Below are 15960 nucleotides of genomic sequence, written 5' to 3'. Positions count from 1 at the left end.
AGAAGCCTCTGCCGGACATGCCGAAGGCCCCGCGAACCATGTAGTTCCGGGGCTTTCGGGCCCGACGTGGCCCGTTCCGTCCCGCTGCCTGTCTGCCGAACGGCGTTGGTTCCGCCGAGGGCTTGGCAGCCATTGACGGCTCCTGAGCACGGGCCGGCAGGCACTGCTCGCCGTCGTGAAAACTCGACTGGAGTCGCATCATCACTGCCGTGAATCCGGTGCGACGGTGGAATTCACCCACCTGGTTGGGCGCTTCGACGGGCATCACGGGAAGCGCGCCATAATACTCGTGGCACAGGAGAGGGACCCTGCCGGGGCACCTTGACCAACTGCACGACGGGCATCGCTGGAGCAGTCCGGCGATGCCCGTCGCATCAGGCCCCCGTCCACACCGACTCCCCGTCGGGGCACGGCGGCATAAGCGCCTCAGGTGTCACGAGCGTGTCACCAACGCCGTAGACGCTCTCGCACCACAAGACGCAAACCCGAACATACCCACCCGCTCTGGACCACGTGGACGCCTCTGGATGGCTTCTACGACATGTGCCATGTAGTACCGCGGGAAACTCCCCCGCTGGCATCACCAACCAAGATCCGGACCAGGCGCGGACCAAATCGGCTTCACATCGGGCGATTCCACCCGTTTCCGCAGGTCAGCAGTGCGTAAGGCCGTGTACCACCAGCAGACGAAGAACATGCTCGTGTCGTACTCGCCCAAGAAGCTCGGGTTCTTCTAAAAGCACAGAAAAGGGCGCCTGACCAGGCACGTTGCCTGATCGGCGCCCTTCTTGGGCCCCGTCTACGCCGCCAGTCGAAATGCGGCCCTACTCTCCTTTTCCGCCACCCGTACCCCACCTCTGACCAGTTGTTCCGGGGCATTTCCGGGCCAAGCCTGGGCTAACGCGCCCGGGCTCGCCTCGTCGTGGTTCTCCCATCGCCGCATGGAGTCCTTGATGAGGCGGTTCGCGTGGTGACGTGCCTCGGCGAGGAACTTGGCGTAGTAGCGGAAGCGAACCTGGATGCTCTGCCCGGCTCGGCGCGCACACTCGGCCGGGTCGACTCCGGAAGCCCGCCAGCCGGGAACGGGGCGGGAACGGCTCCGGCGGGGGACGTCCGTGGCGCCTGCCGCTGGGCGAGCGGGTGCTGCTCGTGGCTGTGTACTACCGCACGAACCCACATGAGAAAGCGGCATTCCTGCGGGTCATGATCATCTGCGAGACGATCATGAATAACCCTCTGGACGCGCCGCCGCTGCTCGTCGTCGCAGGAGCCCGGTGCGGCACCGTTCCGATGAGGCCTTGGGTCGCTCGCGAGGCGGGTTCACAAGCAAGATCCACCTCGTCGGAGAAGATGGGCGCCGCCCGCTCGGGTTTGTCACCGCGCCCGGCCGGGGGGGACGCACCGCAGATGATTCCCGTCCTGGAAGAGATCCGGGGCGTCACCTGCGCAGACGCCAGATCAAGCACACCATCCCCGAGCCGAGAGACCAGCGGGCCAACCGCCGACGCCGCGGCAGCCAGGGCGGCAGACCCACAGGGTTCGACAAGACGATCTACCGCCGCTGCAACAAAGTCGAGCGGACCATCAACCGGCTCAAGAGCTTCCGAGCCATCGCCACGCGCTTCGACAAACGGGCGTACGTCTTCCATGGAACGGTCACCGTGGCGGCGATCCGCCTGTGGCTCCGTCCGGAGTGAAGGGCCCCGCTCAGAGGTCTTTGGCACCCGGGTAGTGGTGGCGAAGTTCGCTGAGTACGCACTCGTCGACAGCCCTGACGTCCCACGAGGAACTGTCGAATTCGGTCAGGACGAGCATCAACTCGTCCCCGGCGAAGCCCCGTGCTTCGGCATCGATCAACTGAAGGAACGGGGTCGTCAGCGACAGCAGCGTCAATGTGTCCATGCCGGTGTCGGCGGACCGTCTCTCCATCTCGACACAGCGAGGATCGACGATCTCGTCGAATTCGATGCGCCACGTCAGGTCCAGGCCGAAGCTGCCGAGGCGAACCAGTAGCTCAGCCAAGGTCACGTAGTGCTTTCCGCGCCAGGCCGGAAACGTGATCCCCTTCATCCTTATCCCTGCTTCGGCTGTATCCCGTGCCATGTGCCCCCGTCGTTGAGCAAACACTGGGCCACAGCCCTGATCAGCTCACACGACCCATCGGACACGGCCTAGCCGGTCCTCACGAGTGAACTCGCCGTGCTTTCGGATCAGTTGCCATGACGCCGCGCAGGATGTCCGCCACTTCCTCGGTGTGCTGATTGATGAAGAAGTGCCCCCCAGGCAGCGCGTGCACCCGTAACGTCGAGGATGTGTGCCGCTCCCATGCCTGTATGTCAGGAGGGTTGGTGAGGGGATCCATGCACCCCATGAGCGCGATAACCGGACAGCTGACAGCCGAGTCGACTTCGGGGTGGTAGCGGCTGTGTGCCATGAGGTCACCGCGTATGACAGGCAAAAACATTCTGCGCAGCACCGGATGCCCCAGAAGGTCGGCATCGGCGCCTCCCAGCGAGCTGATCAGTTCGATCAGCGGCTCGTCAGCGTCTTCCGAGCCCTCGCTGACGGAATCCAAGGCAGGCAGCTTGATGCGAGAAGGGGCAGGATGCCCGGAGGCCACGAGAACGATCTGCCGCTGGTCGGGCGTGCGGCGGACGACCTCATACGCCACCGCAGCCCCCAGGCTGTGGCCGAAGAAGATTGCCGGTTCGTCCCCGCGTATCCGCGCGAGCACTTCGGCCACTTGGTCCGCGAGGACGTGAACATCGGTGAAGAGGGGCTCTCGTTGACGTTCCGCACGCCCCGGATACTGGACACACGCCGTCCGCGCCATGTCGGCCAGCTGCGCCGCGAGGTGCTGGTAGGAGCCGGCAGAGCCACCTGAGTGTGGGAAGAAGAGGACCGTCCAGGGCGTGGCCGGCGATGCAGCGCCGGGGAAGGACCGTATCCACGGTTCGGCGTCGAGCATGACTACCGCTCTCTGAAAGGACGACGAGGTCAGAGGGAGTGAAGCAAGGCGAGTGTCTGCCTGAGCTCGTCCCGCAGCGCTTGTCCGGCTGCCTCGGCGTCTCCCCGCACGACAGCGTTGATCAGTACGGCGTGCCCCTCATCGCCATGATTCGGATTGTCGGAGCGCAGGCTGAGCAACTCGACCAGATCGAGCAACCGACGTTGCAGCACAGGTACGAACTCGGTGAACAAGCCGGTGAGCACCGGGTTGTGCGCCGCGACGACCACGGCCTCGTGCAAGGCGATGTCGGCCTCGACGAATTCGGCGTTGCCTGCGTTCGCAGCGTCCCGGCGCCTGGCCAGGGCACCATGCAGAGCGGCGATGTCGTCGTCGGTGCGGCGTTGCGCGGCCAACTGCGCGGCTTCGACTTCGACGAGCATCCGGACCTCGTAGACATCGGTGATGACTGCCTGGCGCAACTGGGTGCCCCAGTCTTCCTTGGGCTTGGTCGCGATGACGAAGACACCGGATCCCTGGCGGGCCTGCACCAGGCCGGCGCCGGCCAGTGCCCGCAGAGCTTCACGAACGGTTGAGCGGCCCACACCAAGGGACTTGGCCAGAGTGGTCTCGCCGGGGAGCTTCGTCCCGACGGCCCATTCACCCCCGGTGATCTGTTCGCGCAGATGCTCAGTAGCTTGCTCGACCAAAGGGGACGGCCGCAAGGCACCTAGTGACATGTGAGGTTCACCTTCCTACACCTCTCAGGTTGTCTGAGGAGCTGAGTTGTCGTTACTGTACCGCCATGCTGCTGCACGAGCTTCTTCTCCTCGGCTGCCGCTGCGGGGCCTGACACGACCGGCACCCCGCAGCGGGGTACCGGGCTGCGCCGGTCGACGTCCGGTCGACTGAAAGAAGTTCCGCACGATGGCCTCCTCCTTCCAGGGCACGGTGTTTCCCACCCTGCGCACTCCCTCCGGCGACATCCCGGCTGACGCGCCCCGGTGGAACCCCCAGCGCCCGAGTGTGATGCCCCATCAGCGTTACCAGTCCGCAGACCAGCGCGTCGCACTGCCCCTGTCGGACAGGACCTGGCCGTCGCACCGGCTCGAGCGGGCTCCGCTGTGGGTGCCGGTCGACCTGCGCGACGGGAACCAGGCGCTGGCCGAGCCGATGGACACCGAGCGCAAGCGCCGGATGTTCGACCTCCTGATCACCATGGGCTTCAAGGAGATCGAGGTAGGTTACCCCTCCGCCAGCCAGACCGACTTCGACTTCGTGCGTCACCTGGCCCACAGCGGCGCTGTCCCCGATGACGTGACCGTCTCCGTGTTCACCGCGGCCCGCCAGGACCTGATCGACCGGACCATCACCTCCGTCGAAGGACTCCCCCGCACCCTCGTACACCTCTACACCGCGACCGCCCCCACGTGGCGGGACGTGGTCCTGGGCCGCTCCCGCGCCGAAGTCCACCAGCTGATCCGGGATGCCGCCGCCCACCTGATGCGCCGTGCCGAAGAACGGCCGGGTGCCGACATCCGGTTCGAGTTCTCCCCGGAGGTCTTCAACCTCACCGAGCCGGACTTCGTCCTGGAAGTGTGCGACAGCCTGACCGAGCTGTGGGAAGCGAGCCCGGACCGGCCGGTGGTGCACAACCTGCCCGCCACGGTGGAGATCGCCACTCCCAATGTGTACGCGGACCAGATCGAGTACATGCACCGCCACCTGGCACGCCGCGAGTCCGTGATTCTGTCGGTCCACCCGCACAACGACCGCGGCACCGGCGTCGCCTGTGCCGAACTCGCCGTCCTGGCAGGGGCGCAGCGCGTCGAGGGGTGTCTGTTCGGCAACGGCGAGCGCACCGGAAACGTCGACCTGGTCACCCTGGCACTGAACCTGTACGCGCAGGGCGTGAACCCGATGATCGACTTCTCCGACATCGACACGGTGCGCGAGGCGGTGGAGTACTGCAACAGGCTGCCGGTGCACCCCCGCCACCCCTACGGGGGCGACCTCGTTCACACGGCCTTCTCCGGCACCCACCAGGACGCCATCGCCAAGGGCATGGCCCACCACGCCAAGCAGGCCGCCGAGCAGGGTCTGTCCGCCGGGGAAGCCCCATGGGCCGTGCCGTATCTGCCCATCGACCCGGGTGACATCGGGCGCACGTACGAGGAAGTCATCCGTATCAACTCCCAGTCCGGCAAGGGAGGTATCGCCCACCTCCTGCACACCCACCACGGCCTGGACCTGCCCCGGACCATGCGCCCGGACTTCTCCCGCGCGGTCCAGCACGTCACCGACGCCACCGGTCAGGAGCTGTCCCACAAGGAGCTGTGGGAACTCTTCCGCACCACCTACATCGCCCCGGCCCTGGACGGCCCGGTCACACTGACGTCCTGGAGCGCCACCGAACCGGCTTCCGGCGAGCACCGGTTCACCTGCACACTGCGCATCGGAGGACAGGAGCGTGCCTGCGAGGGCACCGGGAACGGGCCGCTGTCCGCCCTCGCCGATGCGCTCCGGAGTGCCGGCATCACCGTCGACATCCTCGGCTACACCGAGCACTCCACCAGCACCGGACCGGGCAGCCCTGCCGCCGCCTACGCCGAGTGCCGTGTGGACGAGGTCATCTGCTGGGGAGCGGGCTGGGACACGTCGGTTCTGACCGCGTCGGTCCATGCCGTCATGTCCGCGGTCAACCGCTCGGGCGGGGCCACCTCGTGAGCGAAGCCCCGGTACTCCGCGTGGAGGACGTGGACGTCGTCCGCGACGGCAATCCGATCCTGCGCGAAGTGTCACTGACCGTACGAGCCGGTGAGCACTGGGCGCTGCTCGGCGCCAACGGGGCGGGCAAGAGCACCCTGCTCGGTCTCCTCGGGGCGCTCACGCACCCCACCCGCGGCATCGTGGAGGTGCTGGGCCACCGGCTGGGACGGGTCGACATGCGGCAACTGCGCTCCTACGTCGGCCATGTGAACCCGCGGCACGATCTGCGCTCACCCCTCAAGGTCCAGGACATTGTCCTGACCGGACTGACCAACACCATCGAACGCATGCCCCGCTGGGTCCCGACACCCGAGCAAGTCGCCGATGCCGATCGTCTCATCGGCCTGCTCGGCCTCAGTGATCGCCACAGTGCACGCTGGCCGACCCTGTCCCAAGGGGAACGGGGCCGTGCGTTGATCGCTCGGGCTCTCATGCCCAGTCCGCGGCTGCTGCTGCTCGACGAGCCCGCGACCGGCCTCGATGTCGCCGGCCGCGAGCAACTCATCGAACGGATCGACACGCTTCAGCACACCTACCCGGATCTGGCATCGGTCCTGGTCACCCACCATCTGGAGGAGCTGCCTCCCGGGACGACCCATGTGATGCTGCTGCGTGACGGACGTTGTCTGGCGTCCGGTCCCGCCGACGAGGTCCTGACCAGCGACCAGGTCAGCAAGTGTTTCGATCACCCCATCCGCCTCACCCGCGTCGATGGGCGTTGGAGTGTGAGGGCCAACCGCCCAGCCAGACCACAAGTCGGCTGAGAGGGCGCCCGCGGCGGTGCGCTCCCACCGGAGCACTCCGCCGCCTGCGCTCCCTCAGGACAGCGACTTCTCGGCCTTCTCGACAGCCTCCTGAGCCTGGCCCCAGTCCCCCTCGAAGTGATCGGCCAGGGCGTGAAGCCACCGCTCGATCTCTAGGAACACGCAAGTGGGTGCCGACCAGGCGTGTTGCCCGGTCGGCACCCTTCCGAGACCACGTTTCCGGGCCAGGCCCGGACTTGCGCGCCCGGGATCGTCTCGTCGCGCTTCTCCCAGCGGGGTCGACTCCGGGGGCCGCCCAGAAGGAGGTGCCCGCGCGGCCCAGGTCGTACGGCCGTGACCCGGTTCGGCAGTCCCGTGTACCGGGCGCGGATGGGTAACGCGCTGCTCGTCCGCCCGCGATATGTGGTGTTTTGCACGACTGTCTCCCATAGGTCCGAGGTAGCGTCAGGCGCACGAAGGGCGAGAGGAGGTTCCCTCCGCCACGAACTGTGGGTCCGGCCGGATCGATCGGAGGTGTGGTCGTGTCGGTGGACATGAGCACCGTGGACGAAGCGAAGTTGAACGAGCTGCTCGGGAAGGTCGTGACCGATCTGGGTGCGGTCGCGGCGGCGCCCCTGGCACTGCTCGGGGAGAGGCTGGGGCTCTTCCGGGCCCTCGTGGACGGCGAACCCGTCACCCCGGGGCAGCTTGCGGAGCGCACTGGCACCAACGAGCGCAACGTCCGCGAATGGCTGGCCGCGATGGCCGCCAGTGGATACCTGACCTACGAGGGCGATGACCGCTTCCGTATGACACCGGAACAGAGCGCGGTGTTCGCCGACGAGAACAGCCCGGCCTTCGCGCTGGGCGGGTACCAGTCGTTCCTGTCCTGCGGCTCGGCCGAGGAGCGGGACCGGCTGGAGCGCGCCTTCCGGGACGGCCACGGCGTCGGCTGGCACGAACACCACCCGGACCTGTTCGCGGGGACGGCCCGCTTCTTCCGTCCGGGCTACGCCGCGCACCTGGTGGACGAATGGCTGCCGGCGCTGACCGGCGTGATGGAGAAGCTGCGCGGCGGGGGCAGGGCGGCCGACGTCGGCTGTGGACTGGGCCACTCCACCGTGATGATCGGCGAGGCGTTTCCGGACGCGTTGGTGACCGGCTTCGACAATCACGGGCCGTCCGTCGAGGCGGCCCGGGAGCTGGCCGCGGAGAGTGGTGTCGAGGGCCGGGTCTCGTTCGAGGTGGCAGGCGCCCAGGACTTCGGCGGCGGGCCGTACGATCTGATCGCGTTCTTCGACTGCCTGCACGACATGGGTGACCCGGTCGGTGCCTTGGCGCACAGCAGGGAGCAGCTGGCCGAGGGCGGCAGCATCATGCTCGTGGAACCGATGGCGGGCGACCGGCTGGAGGAGAACCTCACCCCGCTCGGCCGCGCGTTCTACAGCGCCTCGAGCCTGATCTGCACACCGGCCTCGCAGTCCCAGGAGGTCGGCCGCGCCCTGGGCGCCCAGGCGGGCGAGGAGCGCACCCGCCAGGTCGCCTCGGAGGCGGGTCTGACCCAATTCCGCCGAGCGGCACAAACCCCGTTCAACATCGTCTACGAGGCTCGCGTCTGAACGCGGAGTCCCGGTGGTCCACTCACGCCGAGGACCTTCTGACCAAGCCGTACGCCCTGTAGTTCCGCTCGATGTGCCTGGTCCTGTGGTCGTCCGGGGCCGGCAGTTCCGACACGACTGCCGGCATCCAGGATGCGTGCTGCCCTGGAGCCCCGGACCGCTGCCCAGGCACGCCGACAGGCACCGCCCGGGTTGATGACCGCGCCGCAGGGCGGCCGCGCGAGAGTGGGCTGGTTCAGGCGTTGATCGGTCCGGGGCGTTCGCGGAGCATGCGTGATTCGCGGCCGTCGATTTCGGCGAACACCTCGGCGCGGATGGCCATGATCTGACCGGGCGGTGTGCGGCTTTCCACGCGGCGATCACCGGCTCGGCCCTTGCGCACTGCTCGTCGGACAGGTCGGCCTTGCAGAGCTTGCGTTCGCTCACGGTGTTCAGCCCAGCATGCCCGAGCGCCCCTCGGAATCAGTTGGCGCCGTACGGGCAGCCGGTGAACCAGCCGATCCGGCCGCAGTGCTGCTCGTGGACGAGACCGAGATGAGAGATTCTGCACGGGCTGCGTCGGCGCGGCCCGGTATCGGTCTGTGCCAGGTCGCCGCCGTCTCACCTACGCCGACCACACAACACTGAAGAGAGGAACAACCCGATGACTCCCGACCTCGGCCGACTGGCCGAAGTCATGCCCAGGCCCTCCACACCGGCACACGCCCCCGACTGGAACGCCGCCGAAACCACCCTCGACACGACGCTGCCCGCGGACTACAAAGAGCTCATCAACACCTACGGAGGCGGCTTCGTCGACGGGCTCATGCTGCTCCTGGAGCCGGGGTGCGCCAACGACGTCTACGACCAGCTCAAGATCTCGGCCGAGCGCGAGGAAGCCAACGACGCGCTGTGGCAGTACGAGGACAAGCCCACCGAGATGGAACAGGAGGGGAACCGTCTGGTCTGCTGGGCCACCACGGACAACGGCGACTATCTGTACTGGCTCGTGCGGCCCGGCGACTCCGCCGACAGCCGCCCCGTCCTCGTCAACGACGAGTCCGGACAGGAGTGGGAGCGCTACGACATGACCGTCACCCGGTTCCTCACCGCCGTCCTGAACGGCGAGGTGCGATCACAGATCCTCTGGGACAAGTTCCCTTCGGATCCACATGAGTTCCGCCCTGCTCGGGGCAGCATGTAGGAACACCGGCAGCGCGACGCCCCGCGCCTCGGTCGGCGCGGGGCGGTTGGGGCGGGACGGTCGGGGTGGGGCGGGGCGGTGTCAGGTCGCCGGGGTGACCTCCTTCAGGTTTCCGGCGTTCAGAAGGTTCGGGATCGTCGTGCTCGTCACGTACTGCGTGCCGAGTCCGGGCTGGCCGAACCACGGCCGGATCGGTCCGGCCTCCACCTTGAACGCCTTGACCACCTTGTAGAGGTGGTAGTTGTACGCCGGGTCCGAGGCGTTGTACTCGTCGAGGTTGGTCGGGGGGATCGCGCGCCGGATGTACGGGGTGCCCTCGGGGGCGAGGAAGTTGCCCCGGCCGCTGCCGAACAGGTCGACCATCTGGCCCACCCTCAGCGTCTTGGTCTCGTGCACCGGGCGGCCGTCACGGAGTACGAACCCGTTGTTGTCCGGGTACCACCAGCCGGACTTGTTCTGCTGGTCGGTCTGCCAGTAGCAGCCCAGGAACCAGTACGGCGAGGTGCTGTCCTGCGGCTTCCAGCCGCGCAGCATCCGGGCGATCGGGCCGGTGCGGGGCAGATGGCTGGGGCCCAGCCGCCAGTCCTCGCGGTAGTACGTCTCCAGGCCGACCGGCGGTGCCGTGGTCGAGCCGGCCGACCGGTGGGTGGTCGGGCAGCTCTGACCGGCGACACCGGCGACGCCGGTCGCCCCGGCGCGGGCGCCGGCGGCCTCGACGGGGCCCGGTGCGAGGCCGATCAGCAGGAGCGGCGACGTGAGCGCGCTCACCACGAGGCGACGCAGTAGCTTCATCCGAGTCTCTTCCCTGTCCCTTCTCAGCCGGTGCCGCACGGCACCGGGCACACGGGCGATGCCCGTGACGGAGCCATTAGTGGCGGGCGGGAGAACGGGATACCGGGATGGTGCGGCCGGAAAGACCTCCGAACGGCGCAGAAAAGGAACCCGGGCGGCGCAACCATGTGAGCGGACTCACGTACGGAACCGTGTTGCCTCCGGGGAGCCGGGATAGCAGGGTGCCGGATGTACTGCGGGGACGGCCGATCACTGGGGAGTGTCATGGCCGTCCCCGCGGTGTTTCCGGGCAACGCCGTTCAGGCGGGCCCGAGTTCAGCTGAGCGGAACGGCGTCGCCCGGGGCGGTGTGCCAGTTGGTGACGATCGGGGCGTCGACGGTGATGGTACCGACGGGCAGGGAGACCGGGTTGGGGTCGTCGTCACCGATGGCGACGATGATGGAGTCGAGTTCCTTGCCGCCGTTCTCCTTGGTGGTCTTCGGGTTGACCCCCGCGTAGGCGGCGGTGCTCCCGCTCAGCTTGATCTGCTTGCCGACGCTCTGCTCCGCGGGACGCGCCTCGGTGCCGTCGGAGCCGAACGCCACGGTCGGGAGCGCGGCGGGCAGGTAGCAGGTGATCCCGGGCTTCGCCTTGGCGGTGATCAGGATGTATCCGCCGGCCTGGGTCTCGGACTTGGTGCTCCAGGAGATGTCGTTGGCACCGCAGCCCTGCTCGACCGGCTCCCGCTTGCCGCCGCCGGTGTCGGCGCCGGAACCGGCGGCGGAGCCGGAGTTGGAGCCGGAACCGCCGGCCGAGCCTCCGGTTCCCTGACCCGTGGCACCGGACCCCTTGCCGGCGCTCCGACCGCCGCCCGCGGTCGCCGCCCCGGACGGGTTGGTCGCGCCGCCGGTGGGAGTGGCGGACGAAGAGCCCTGTGCGGCACCCGTGTCCGTGGCCGCGTCGCCGTCCTGACATGCGGTCAACAGCATGGCTCCGCCGACGAGCGCGGCGGAGACGAGGAGGGCCTTGCGACGGTTGCCGAACATGAAATCCCCTTTGGTCATCAGCAGTTGCGACCGATGCCGTTTCGGCTCCCCGTGGTCGCATGATCACTATGAGGGGTCCGCGAGCCGAGCGGACGCAACGCCTTCGTTCCATGACAACGCTGTCGCAGACTGGTGACATGATCACGCCGGGCCGGGGGGCCGCGCCGGCCGAGGCGCGAAAGCCTGGCCTGGCCTGGCCGGGCTACGCGGGGTCGAGCCGGACGGGTTTGTCAGACGGCCTGGACGACAGCGCCCGCGTCTTCGAGCGCGGCGACCTCGTCGGCGGGCGCGGTGGTGTCGGTGACGAGGGTCTGCAGGAGGGCGGCGGGGGCGACGTGGGCGTAGGCGGTGTGGCCGAGTTTGCTGCCGTCGGCGGCGACGATGACGCGGCGGGAGGAGGCGATGGCCGCCTTCTTCACCGCGGCGTCGTCGAGGTCGTAGGCGGTCAGGCCGTCGGCCGCGGTCAGCCCGCAGCAGCCGATGACGGCGGTGTCGAAGCGCAGGGCCGCGAGGGAGGCGAGGGTGAGGGGGCCGGTGAGGGCCCCTTCGGCGGCGCGGGGCCGGCCGCCGGGCACCATCAGTGTGGCCGGGCCCGGTGTCTCGCCGAGCAGGTGGATGGCTTGCAGGGACAGGGGCATCACGGTCACGGGCCGCTCGCGCAGGAGGCGGGCCACCTCCAGGCAGGTGGTGCCGCTGTCCAGCAGGACGCTCTCGCCGTCGGCGACGAGTGCGGAGATCGCGGCCGCGATCCGTCGCTTGGTGTCGACCGCTTCGTGGGCGCGCAGCGCGAAGGGGGGCTCCTCGCCCCGCAGCAGCAGGGTGCGTGCCCCGCCGCGGACGCGTTCGAGGACGCCCTGGGCGGCGAGGGTGTCGAGGTCGCGCCGGATGGTCATCTCCGAGGCACCGGTCAGCGCCGCGAGCTCCTGGACGGTGGCGCCGCCCGAGTCCCTGACGACCTTCGTGATCAGCCCGTGCCGGTCTGCGTTGCTCATACCCGGGATTGAACACCACCCCGAAATGAACAAGCAACTTGTTCGTTGATGCATATTTCGAACATGACTTATGTTCGTTACGGTGGGCGGCATGGAACGTACGCTTCGAGCCGCCCGCGTGGCGACCTACGTCTACTTCGTCCTGTGCGGCACCTTGATGGGCGCCTGGGTGGTGCACATCCCCGCGATCGAGGAACGCGTGGGCATCAGCCACGCCACGCTCGGCGGCCTGCTGGTGCTGCTCGGGCTCGGGGCCTTCGTCGGCATGCAGGTGGCCGGCCCCCTGGCCGACCGCCTCGGCGCCCGTGTCGTGGTCCCCGTCAGCGGCGTACTCTGCGGTGCGGCCCTGGTCCTGCCCGGGCTCGCCCAGGACCCGTGGACCCTGGCCGGGGCGCTGCTGGTCTTCGGGTTCTGCAACGGCTGCCTGGACGTGGCCATGAACGCCCACGCCGTGCACGTGGAGAAGGCGTACGGACGGCCCGTCATGTCGGGGTTCCACGCCACGTTCTCGGTCGGTGGTGTCCTCGCCTCGCTCGTCGGGGCGGGCGCGGCGAGCGCGGGTCTGAGCCCGGCCGCGGACATGGCCGCCATGGGGGTCGCGGGCGTCGTGATCTCCCTGGTCTCGGCGCGTGCTCTGCTGCCTGCCGATCCTGCTGCGGAGAGCCCCTACGACTCCGACTCCGGCTCCGTGGCCTCACCGGCCGTCGAGCGGCGCCGCACCAAGGGCCGGGTCTGGCTGCTGGCCGTCCTGGCGCTGATGGTCATGCTGTGCGAGGGCGCCGCCAACGACTGGAGCGCCCTGCATCTCAAGGACGTCCTCGGTGCGTCCGTCGGCACGGCGGCCTTCGCGTACGGCACCTTCGCCGCGGCCATGACCCTCGGCCGTCTGCTCGCGGACCGCTTCGTCGCCCGGTTCGGCTCCAGGGCGATCCTGCGCTACGGCGCGGCCACGGCGGCCGTGGGCATCACGCTCGTGGCCCTCGGCCCGTGGATGTGGGCCGCGTTCACCGGCTGGGCGCTGTTCGGTCTGGGCCTGTCCGGGTGCGTTCCCCAGCTGTTCAGCGCGGCCGGGCACGCCGACCCCTCCGCCGCCGGTGCCAACGTCTCCCGCGTCGCCGGTCTCGGCTACGTCGGCATGCTCGCCGGACCCGCCGTCATCGGCTGGTTGACCCACGTCGTCGCACTCAACCACGCCTTCGTCCTACTGACCCTGCTGTGCGCGACCACCGCTGTGGGCGCCGGGGTTCTGCGCACGGGGTCCGACCCCGCCCGCGAGAGCGAGCCGGTAACCAGCGGCCACTGACCGCTTGTGCGGCACGGGCCCTGACCTCCGTGCCGCACCAGCCGCTGCTTCTCCGGGCAGCCAAGCGGACACCCGCCTGGCTCTGGCCCGTACGGGCGAGGCCGTCGATGCCGTAGTCCTCGCCGGGGCGGGCCTGCGGAGGATCGGCCGGGAAGCCGAGGCCACGGAGGTCCTCGACGTGGACCTGGTCTCGCCGGACAACTGGCCGTGCAGACCCGGGAGTCCGACGAGGCCACCCGCGCGGTCCCGGCCCCGCCGAGGAGCTGATCAGCCACGGCGCGAACGAGGTTCTCGCCGCCTCCCGGCGCACCTGAGACGCCACCGTGCGCCGCAGAACCCGCAGAACCGCACCGCCCCGCACGCCCCCCTCAGTCGATACAGAACTCGTTGCCCTCGACGTCCTGCATGACGATGCACGAATCGTTGCCGTCGTACAGCAGCCGTACGCGCACCGCCCCGAGCGGGATCAGCCGCGCGCACTCCGCTTCGAGGGCGGCCAGGCGCTCTTCACCCACGAGGCCGGTGCCGACGCGCACGCAGAGATGCACCCGGTTCTTGACGATCTTGGTCTCGGGAACGCGCTGAAAATACAGTCGCGGGCCCACCCCCGAGGGATCACCGCAGGCGAACCATGAGCCCCGGTCCTCGGGAGACCGGGAGCGCTCGAAGTCGTCCCACGTGGCGAATCCGGCCGGCGGGGGCGGTACGACGTACCCGAGCACCTCGCACCAGAAGCGAGCGACGCGCTCGGGTTCCGCGCAGTCGAAGGTGACTTGGAACTGTTTGACCGACGACATCCACGCTCCAAAGCAGGGGGACTCCGTGATCGGCCCGTAGTGGTGATCGGGCCGTCGCGTACGGGGGCGCGCGGTCAGTCGGAGACGCGCAGCAGCAGCTTGCCCATGGACGTGCGTCCGCCGATGAGCCGGTGCGCCTCGGCCGCGTCCGACAGGGGGAACTCGGCCGTGACCGGAAGGACGACCGTCCCGTCGTGGACGGAGCGCAGGGCGCGTTCGGTCAGCACGCGCAGGGCGTCGGGGGCGGTCTGGGCGAGGCCGAGTACGGAGAAGCCCGCGACGGAGAGGCCCCGCGCGTACAGCTCGGCCTGGCCCACCCGCCAGGGGTCGGCACCGCTCGCGTTGCCGAAGGACACCAGGCGCCCGAAGTCGGCCAGTGCCTCTAGGCCGCGCCGCAGCGTGTCGCCGCCGACCGGGTCCAGGACCAGGTCGACGCCCCTGCCGCCGGTCGCCCGGTGGACGTCGGTCTCGAAGGTGTCGGGCCGGAACACGTGGTCGTAGCCGTGCTTGAGCGCGTAGTCGGCCTTGGCGTCGCCGGAGGCCACCCCGTAGACCGCGCCCGCGCCCGCCGCCCGGGCCAACTGCCCGACGGCCGTACCGATACCGCCCGCCGCGCCGTGCACCAGTACGCTCTCCCCGGCCCGCAGCCGCCCCACCTCGTGGACCAGGGCGTGCGCGGTCGGGAGCACGGTCGGCAGCGTGGCCGCGGTCCGCAGGTCCGGTCCGTCGGGCAAGGGGAAGACCCTCGCGGCCTCGGCGAGCACGACCTCGGCGTAGCCGCCTCCGTCGACGAGCGCGGCGACTTCCTGACCCACCCGCAGATCCGCGACGCCCGCCCCGACGGCCCGGACGCGCCCGGAGACCTCCAGGCCCGGCCGGTACGGCAGCGACGCCACCCGGTACCCCTCGGCACGCGCCTTGACGTCCGCGAAGTTCACCCCCGCCCAGACGGCCTCGATGGTGACCTGACCGGGGCCCGGCTCGGGCGCCTCCGTCTGTACGACCCGCAGCACCTCGGGACCGCCGTACTCCTGGAATTCGACCGCACGCATACGCAAGACGCCCTCCCCTGAGTGTTCAACCGGAGGCGAACACTAGCACTGTACGATGGCCATCGAACAGTAGATGGAGGAGGGCATCGGAATGCCGGACCGGACTCAAGGCGCGAGCCATCGCCAGCCGCCCGTGCACACGCACCCCGACGAAGTCCCGCTCCTCACCGCCCTGTCCGCACTCGCCGACCCCGTCCGGATCCAGCTGATCCGCGACCTGGCCGGCCACCCCGACTGGACGCTCAGCTGCAGCAACTTCGACGTACCGGTCGGCCGGGCGGCGAAGAGCCACCACTTCTCGGTGCTGCGCGACGCCGGTCTGGTCGAACAGCGCGACCAGGGCCCCAAACGACTCAACCGGCTCCGCCGCGAGGAGTTCGACGCCCGCTTCCCCGGCCTGCTCGACCTGACGCTGCGCGCCGACGAGAACGAGTAACAGCCCCCGGGCATAGGCGGATTGACGGGGCGGCCCGAAGTAGCCCCACGCGTCACGCCAAGCATTGACGTGTCCACGCCCCATCGCTACGTTGCGACAGCGTTTCAGCCCCACCGGCGTTCTCCGCACGAGCCGTCTTGCCCTACGCCGCGACAAGACGTCATCACGCGCACCCCGCATGGCTTCAACACCCTTGGCCAGACAGCCTCGTCCACCCTAGGACAACGTTGTCACCCCGCTCAGGAACCACATCGAGTCCTCCCCCTCCCCCACTCCCACAGGAGGCGCAATCGCGATGTTC

15 protein-coding genes and 2 pseudogenes are annotated in these 15960 nt (G+C 69.2%); 9 read left to right on the top strand and 8 right to left on the bottom strand.

All coding sequences use genetic code 11. The annotated features are described in order from the left end of the window. Positions 1-1080: 1080 nt before the first annotated feature. A pseudogene (locus AB0E91_RS24010) lies at positions 1081-1173 on the top strand (IS5/IS1182 family transposase); the annotation flags it as partial. An 86-nt stretch (positions 1174-1259) separates the two neighbouring features. Further along, a pseudogene (locus tag AB0E91_RS24005) lies at positions 1260-1697 on the top strand (IS5/IS1182 family transposase); the annotation flags it as partial. Positions 1698-1707: 10 nt separating this feature from the next. On the opposite strand, the gene AB0E91_RS24000 reads toward AB0E91_RS24005, so the two are convergent. The 3 genes from AB0E91_RS24000 to AB0E91_RS23990 all read right to left on the bottom strand — a co-directional run bounded on the left by AB0E91_RS24000 (position 1708) and on the right by AB0E91_RS23990 (position 3687). Next, entirely contained in the window at positions 1708-2070 is a 363-nt protein-coding gene (locus AB0E91_RS24000) for a hypothetical protein (RefSeq protein ID WP_361785473.1), read from the bottom strand. Between the two features lie 112 nt (positions 2071-2182). Beyond that, complete coding sequence (locus AB0E91_RS23995; RefSeq protein ID WP_361785470.1) at positions 2183-2968, bottom strand: alpha/beta fold hydrolase; 786 nt, start codon at positions 2966-2968, stop codon at positions 2183-2185. 29 nt (positions 2969-2997) lie between these two features. After that, entirely contained in the window at positions 2998-3687 is a 690-nt protein-coding gene (locus tag AB0E91_RS23990) for a FadR/GntR family transcriptional regulator (RefSeq protein WP_361785467.1), read from the bottom strand. Positions 3688-3874: 187 nt separating this feature from the next. On the opposite strand from AB0E91_RS23990, the gene leuA reads away from it, so the two are divergent. The 4 genes from leuA (at position 3875) to AB0E91_RS23970 (ending at position 9261) form a co-directional block, all read left to right on the top strand. Next, entirely contained in the window at positions 3875-5674 is a 1800-nt protein-coding gene (gene leuA, locus AB0E91_RS23985) for a 2-isopropylmalate synthase (RefSeq protein ID WP_361785464.1), read from the top strand. A gap of 20 nt (positions 5675-5694) precedes the next feature. Then, positions 5695-6480 carry an ATP-binding cassette domain-containing protein gene (locus AB0E91_RS23980; protein ID WP_361785461.1) on the top strand — a complete coding sequence of 262 codons (786 nt, stop codon included), beginning with the start codon at positions 5695-5697 and terminating at the stop codon, positions 6478-6480. A 521-nt stretch (positions 6481-7001) separates the two neighbouring features. Further along, positions 7002-8078, top strand: a complete 1077-nt coding sequence (locus tag AB0E91_RS23975) for a methyltransferase domain-containing protein (protein WP_361785458.1) — start codon at positions 7002-7004, stop codon at positions 8076-8078. A gap of 643 nt (positions 8079-8721) precedes the next feature. Then, positions 8722-9261 (top strand): SMI1/KNR4 family protein, encoded by a 540-nt coding sequence (locus tag AB0E91_RS23970; protein WP_361785455.1) that lies wholly within the window; start codon positions 8722-8724, stop codon positions 9259-9261. Positions 9262-9342: 81 nt separating this feature from the next. On the opposite strand, the gene AB0E91_RS23965 is transcribed toward AB0E91_RS23970, so the two are convergent. The 3 genes from AB0E91_RS23965 to AB0E91_RS23955 all read right to left on the bottom strand — a co-directional run bounded on the left by AB0E91_RS23965 (position 9343) and on the right by AB0E91_RS23955 (position 12071). Beyond that, positions 9343-10053: a TNT domain-containing protein gene (locus AB0E91_RS23965; RefSeq protein ID WP_361785452.1), complete on the bottom strand. Its 711-nt coding sequence runs from the start codon at positions 10051-10053 to the stop codon at positions 9343-9345. 315 nt (positions 10054-10368) lie between these two features. Then, positions 10369-11079: a hypothetical protein gene (locus AB0E91_RS23960; protein WP_361785449.1), complete on the bottom strand. Its 711-nt coding sequence runs from the start codon at positions 11077-11079 to the stop codon at positions 10369-10371. Between the two features lie 230 nt (positions 11080-11309). After that, positions 11310-12071, bottom strand: a complete 762-nt coding sequence (locus AB0E91_RS23955; protein WP_361785446.1) for a DeoR/GlpR family DNA-binding transcription regulator — start codon at positions 12069-12071, stop codon at positions 11310-11312. 91 nt (positions 12072-12162) lie between these two features. Here AB0E91_RS23955 and AB0E91_RS23950 point away from each other — a divergent pair, with 91 nt between their 5' ends. Together AB0E91_RS23950 and AB0E91_RS23945 are read left to right on the top strand one after the other, a co-directional pair. Then, positions 12163-13374 (top strand): MFS transporter, encoded by a 1212-nt coding sequence (locus AB0E91_RS23950; protein ID WP_361785444.1) that lies wholly within the window; start codon positions 12163-12165, stop codon positions 13372-13374. Positions 13375-13378: 4 nt separating this feature from the next. Continuing rightward, complete coding sequence (locus AB0E91_RS23945; RefSeq protein ID WP_361785441.1) at positions 13379-13783, top strand: hypothetical protein; 405 nt, start codon at positions 13379-13381, stop codon at positions 13781-13783. Here AB0E91_RS23945 and AB0E91_RS23940 read toward each other — a convergent pair. Together AB0E91_RS23940 and AB0E91_RS23935 are read right to left on the bottom strand one after the other, a co-directional pair. Next, entirely contained in the window at positions 13743-14171 is a 429-nt protein-coding gene (locus AB0E91_RS23940; RefSeq protein ID WP_361785439.1) for a VOC family protein, read from the bottom strand. The genes AB0E91_RS23945 and AB0E91_RS23940 overlap by 41 nt on opposite strands. Before the next feature lie 74 nt (positions 14172-14245). Then, entirely contained in the window at positions 14246-15223 is a 978-nt protein-coding gene (locus AB0E91_RS23935; protein WP_361785436.1) for a zinc-binding dehydrogenase, read from the bottom strand. 91 nt (positions 15224-15314) lie between these two features. Here AB0E91_RS23935 and AB0E91_RS23930 point away from each other — a divergent pair, with 91 nt between their 5' ends. After that, positions 15315-15659, top strand: a complete 345-nt coding sequence (locus AB0E91_RS23930; RefSeq protein ID WP_361785433.1) for a helix-turn-helix transcriptional regulator — start codon at positions 15315-15317, stop codon at positions 15657-15659. The last annotated feature ends 301 nt before the right edge of the window (positions 15660-15960 follow it).

The sequence above is a fragment of the Streptomyces sp. NPDC026659 genome (assembly GCF_040638245.1).
Lineage (GTDB): Bacteria > Actinomycetota > Actinomycetes > Streptomycetales > Streptomycetaceae > Streptomyces.
The sequence above is the reverse complement of the archived record's forward strand: the minus strand, read 5'-3'. Positions and strand labels throughout refer to the sequence as shown.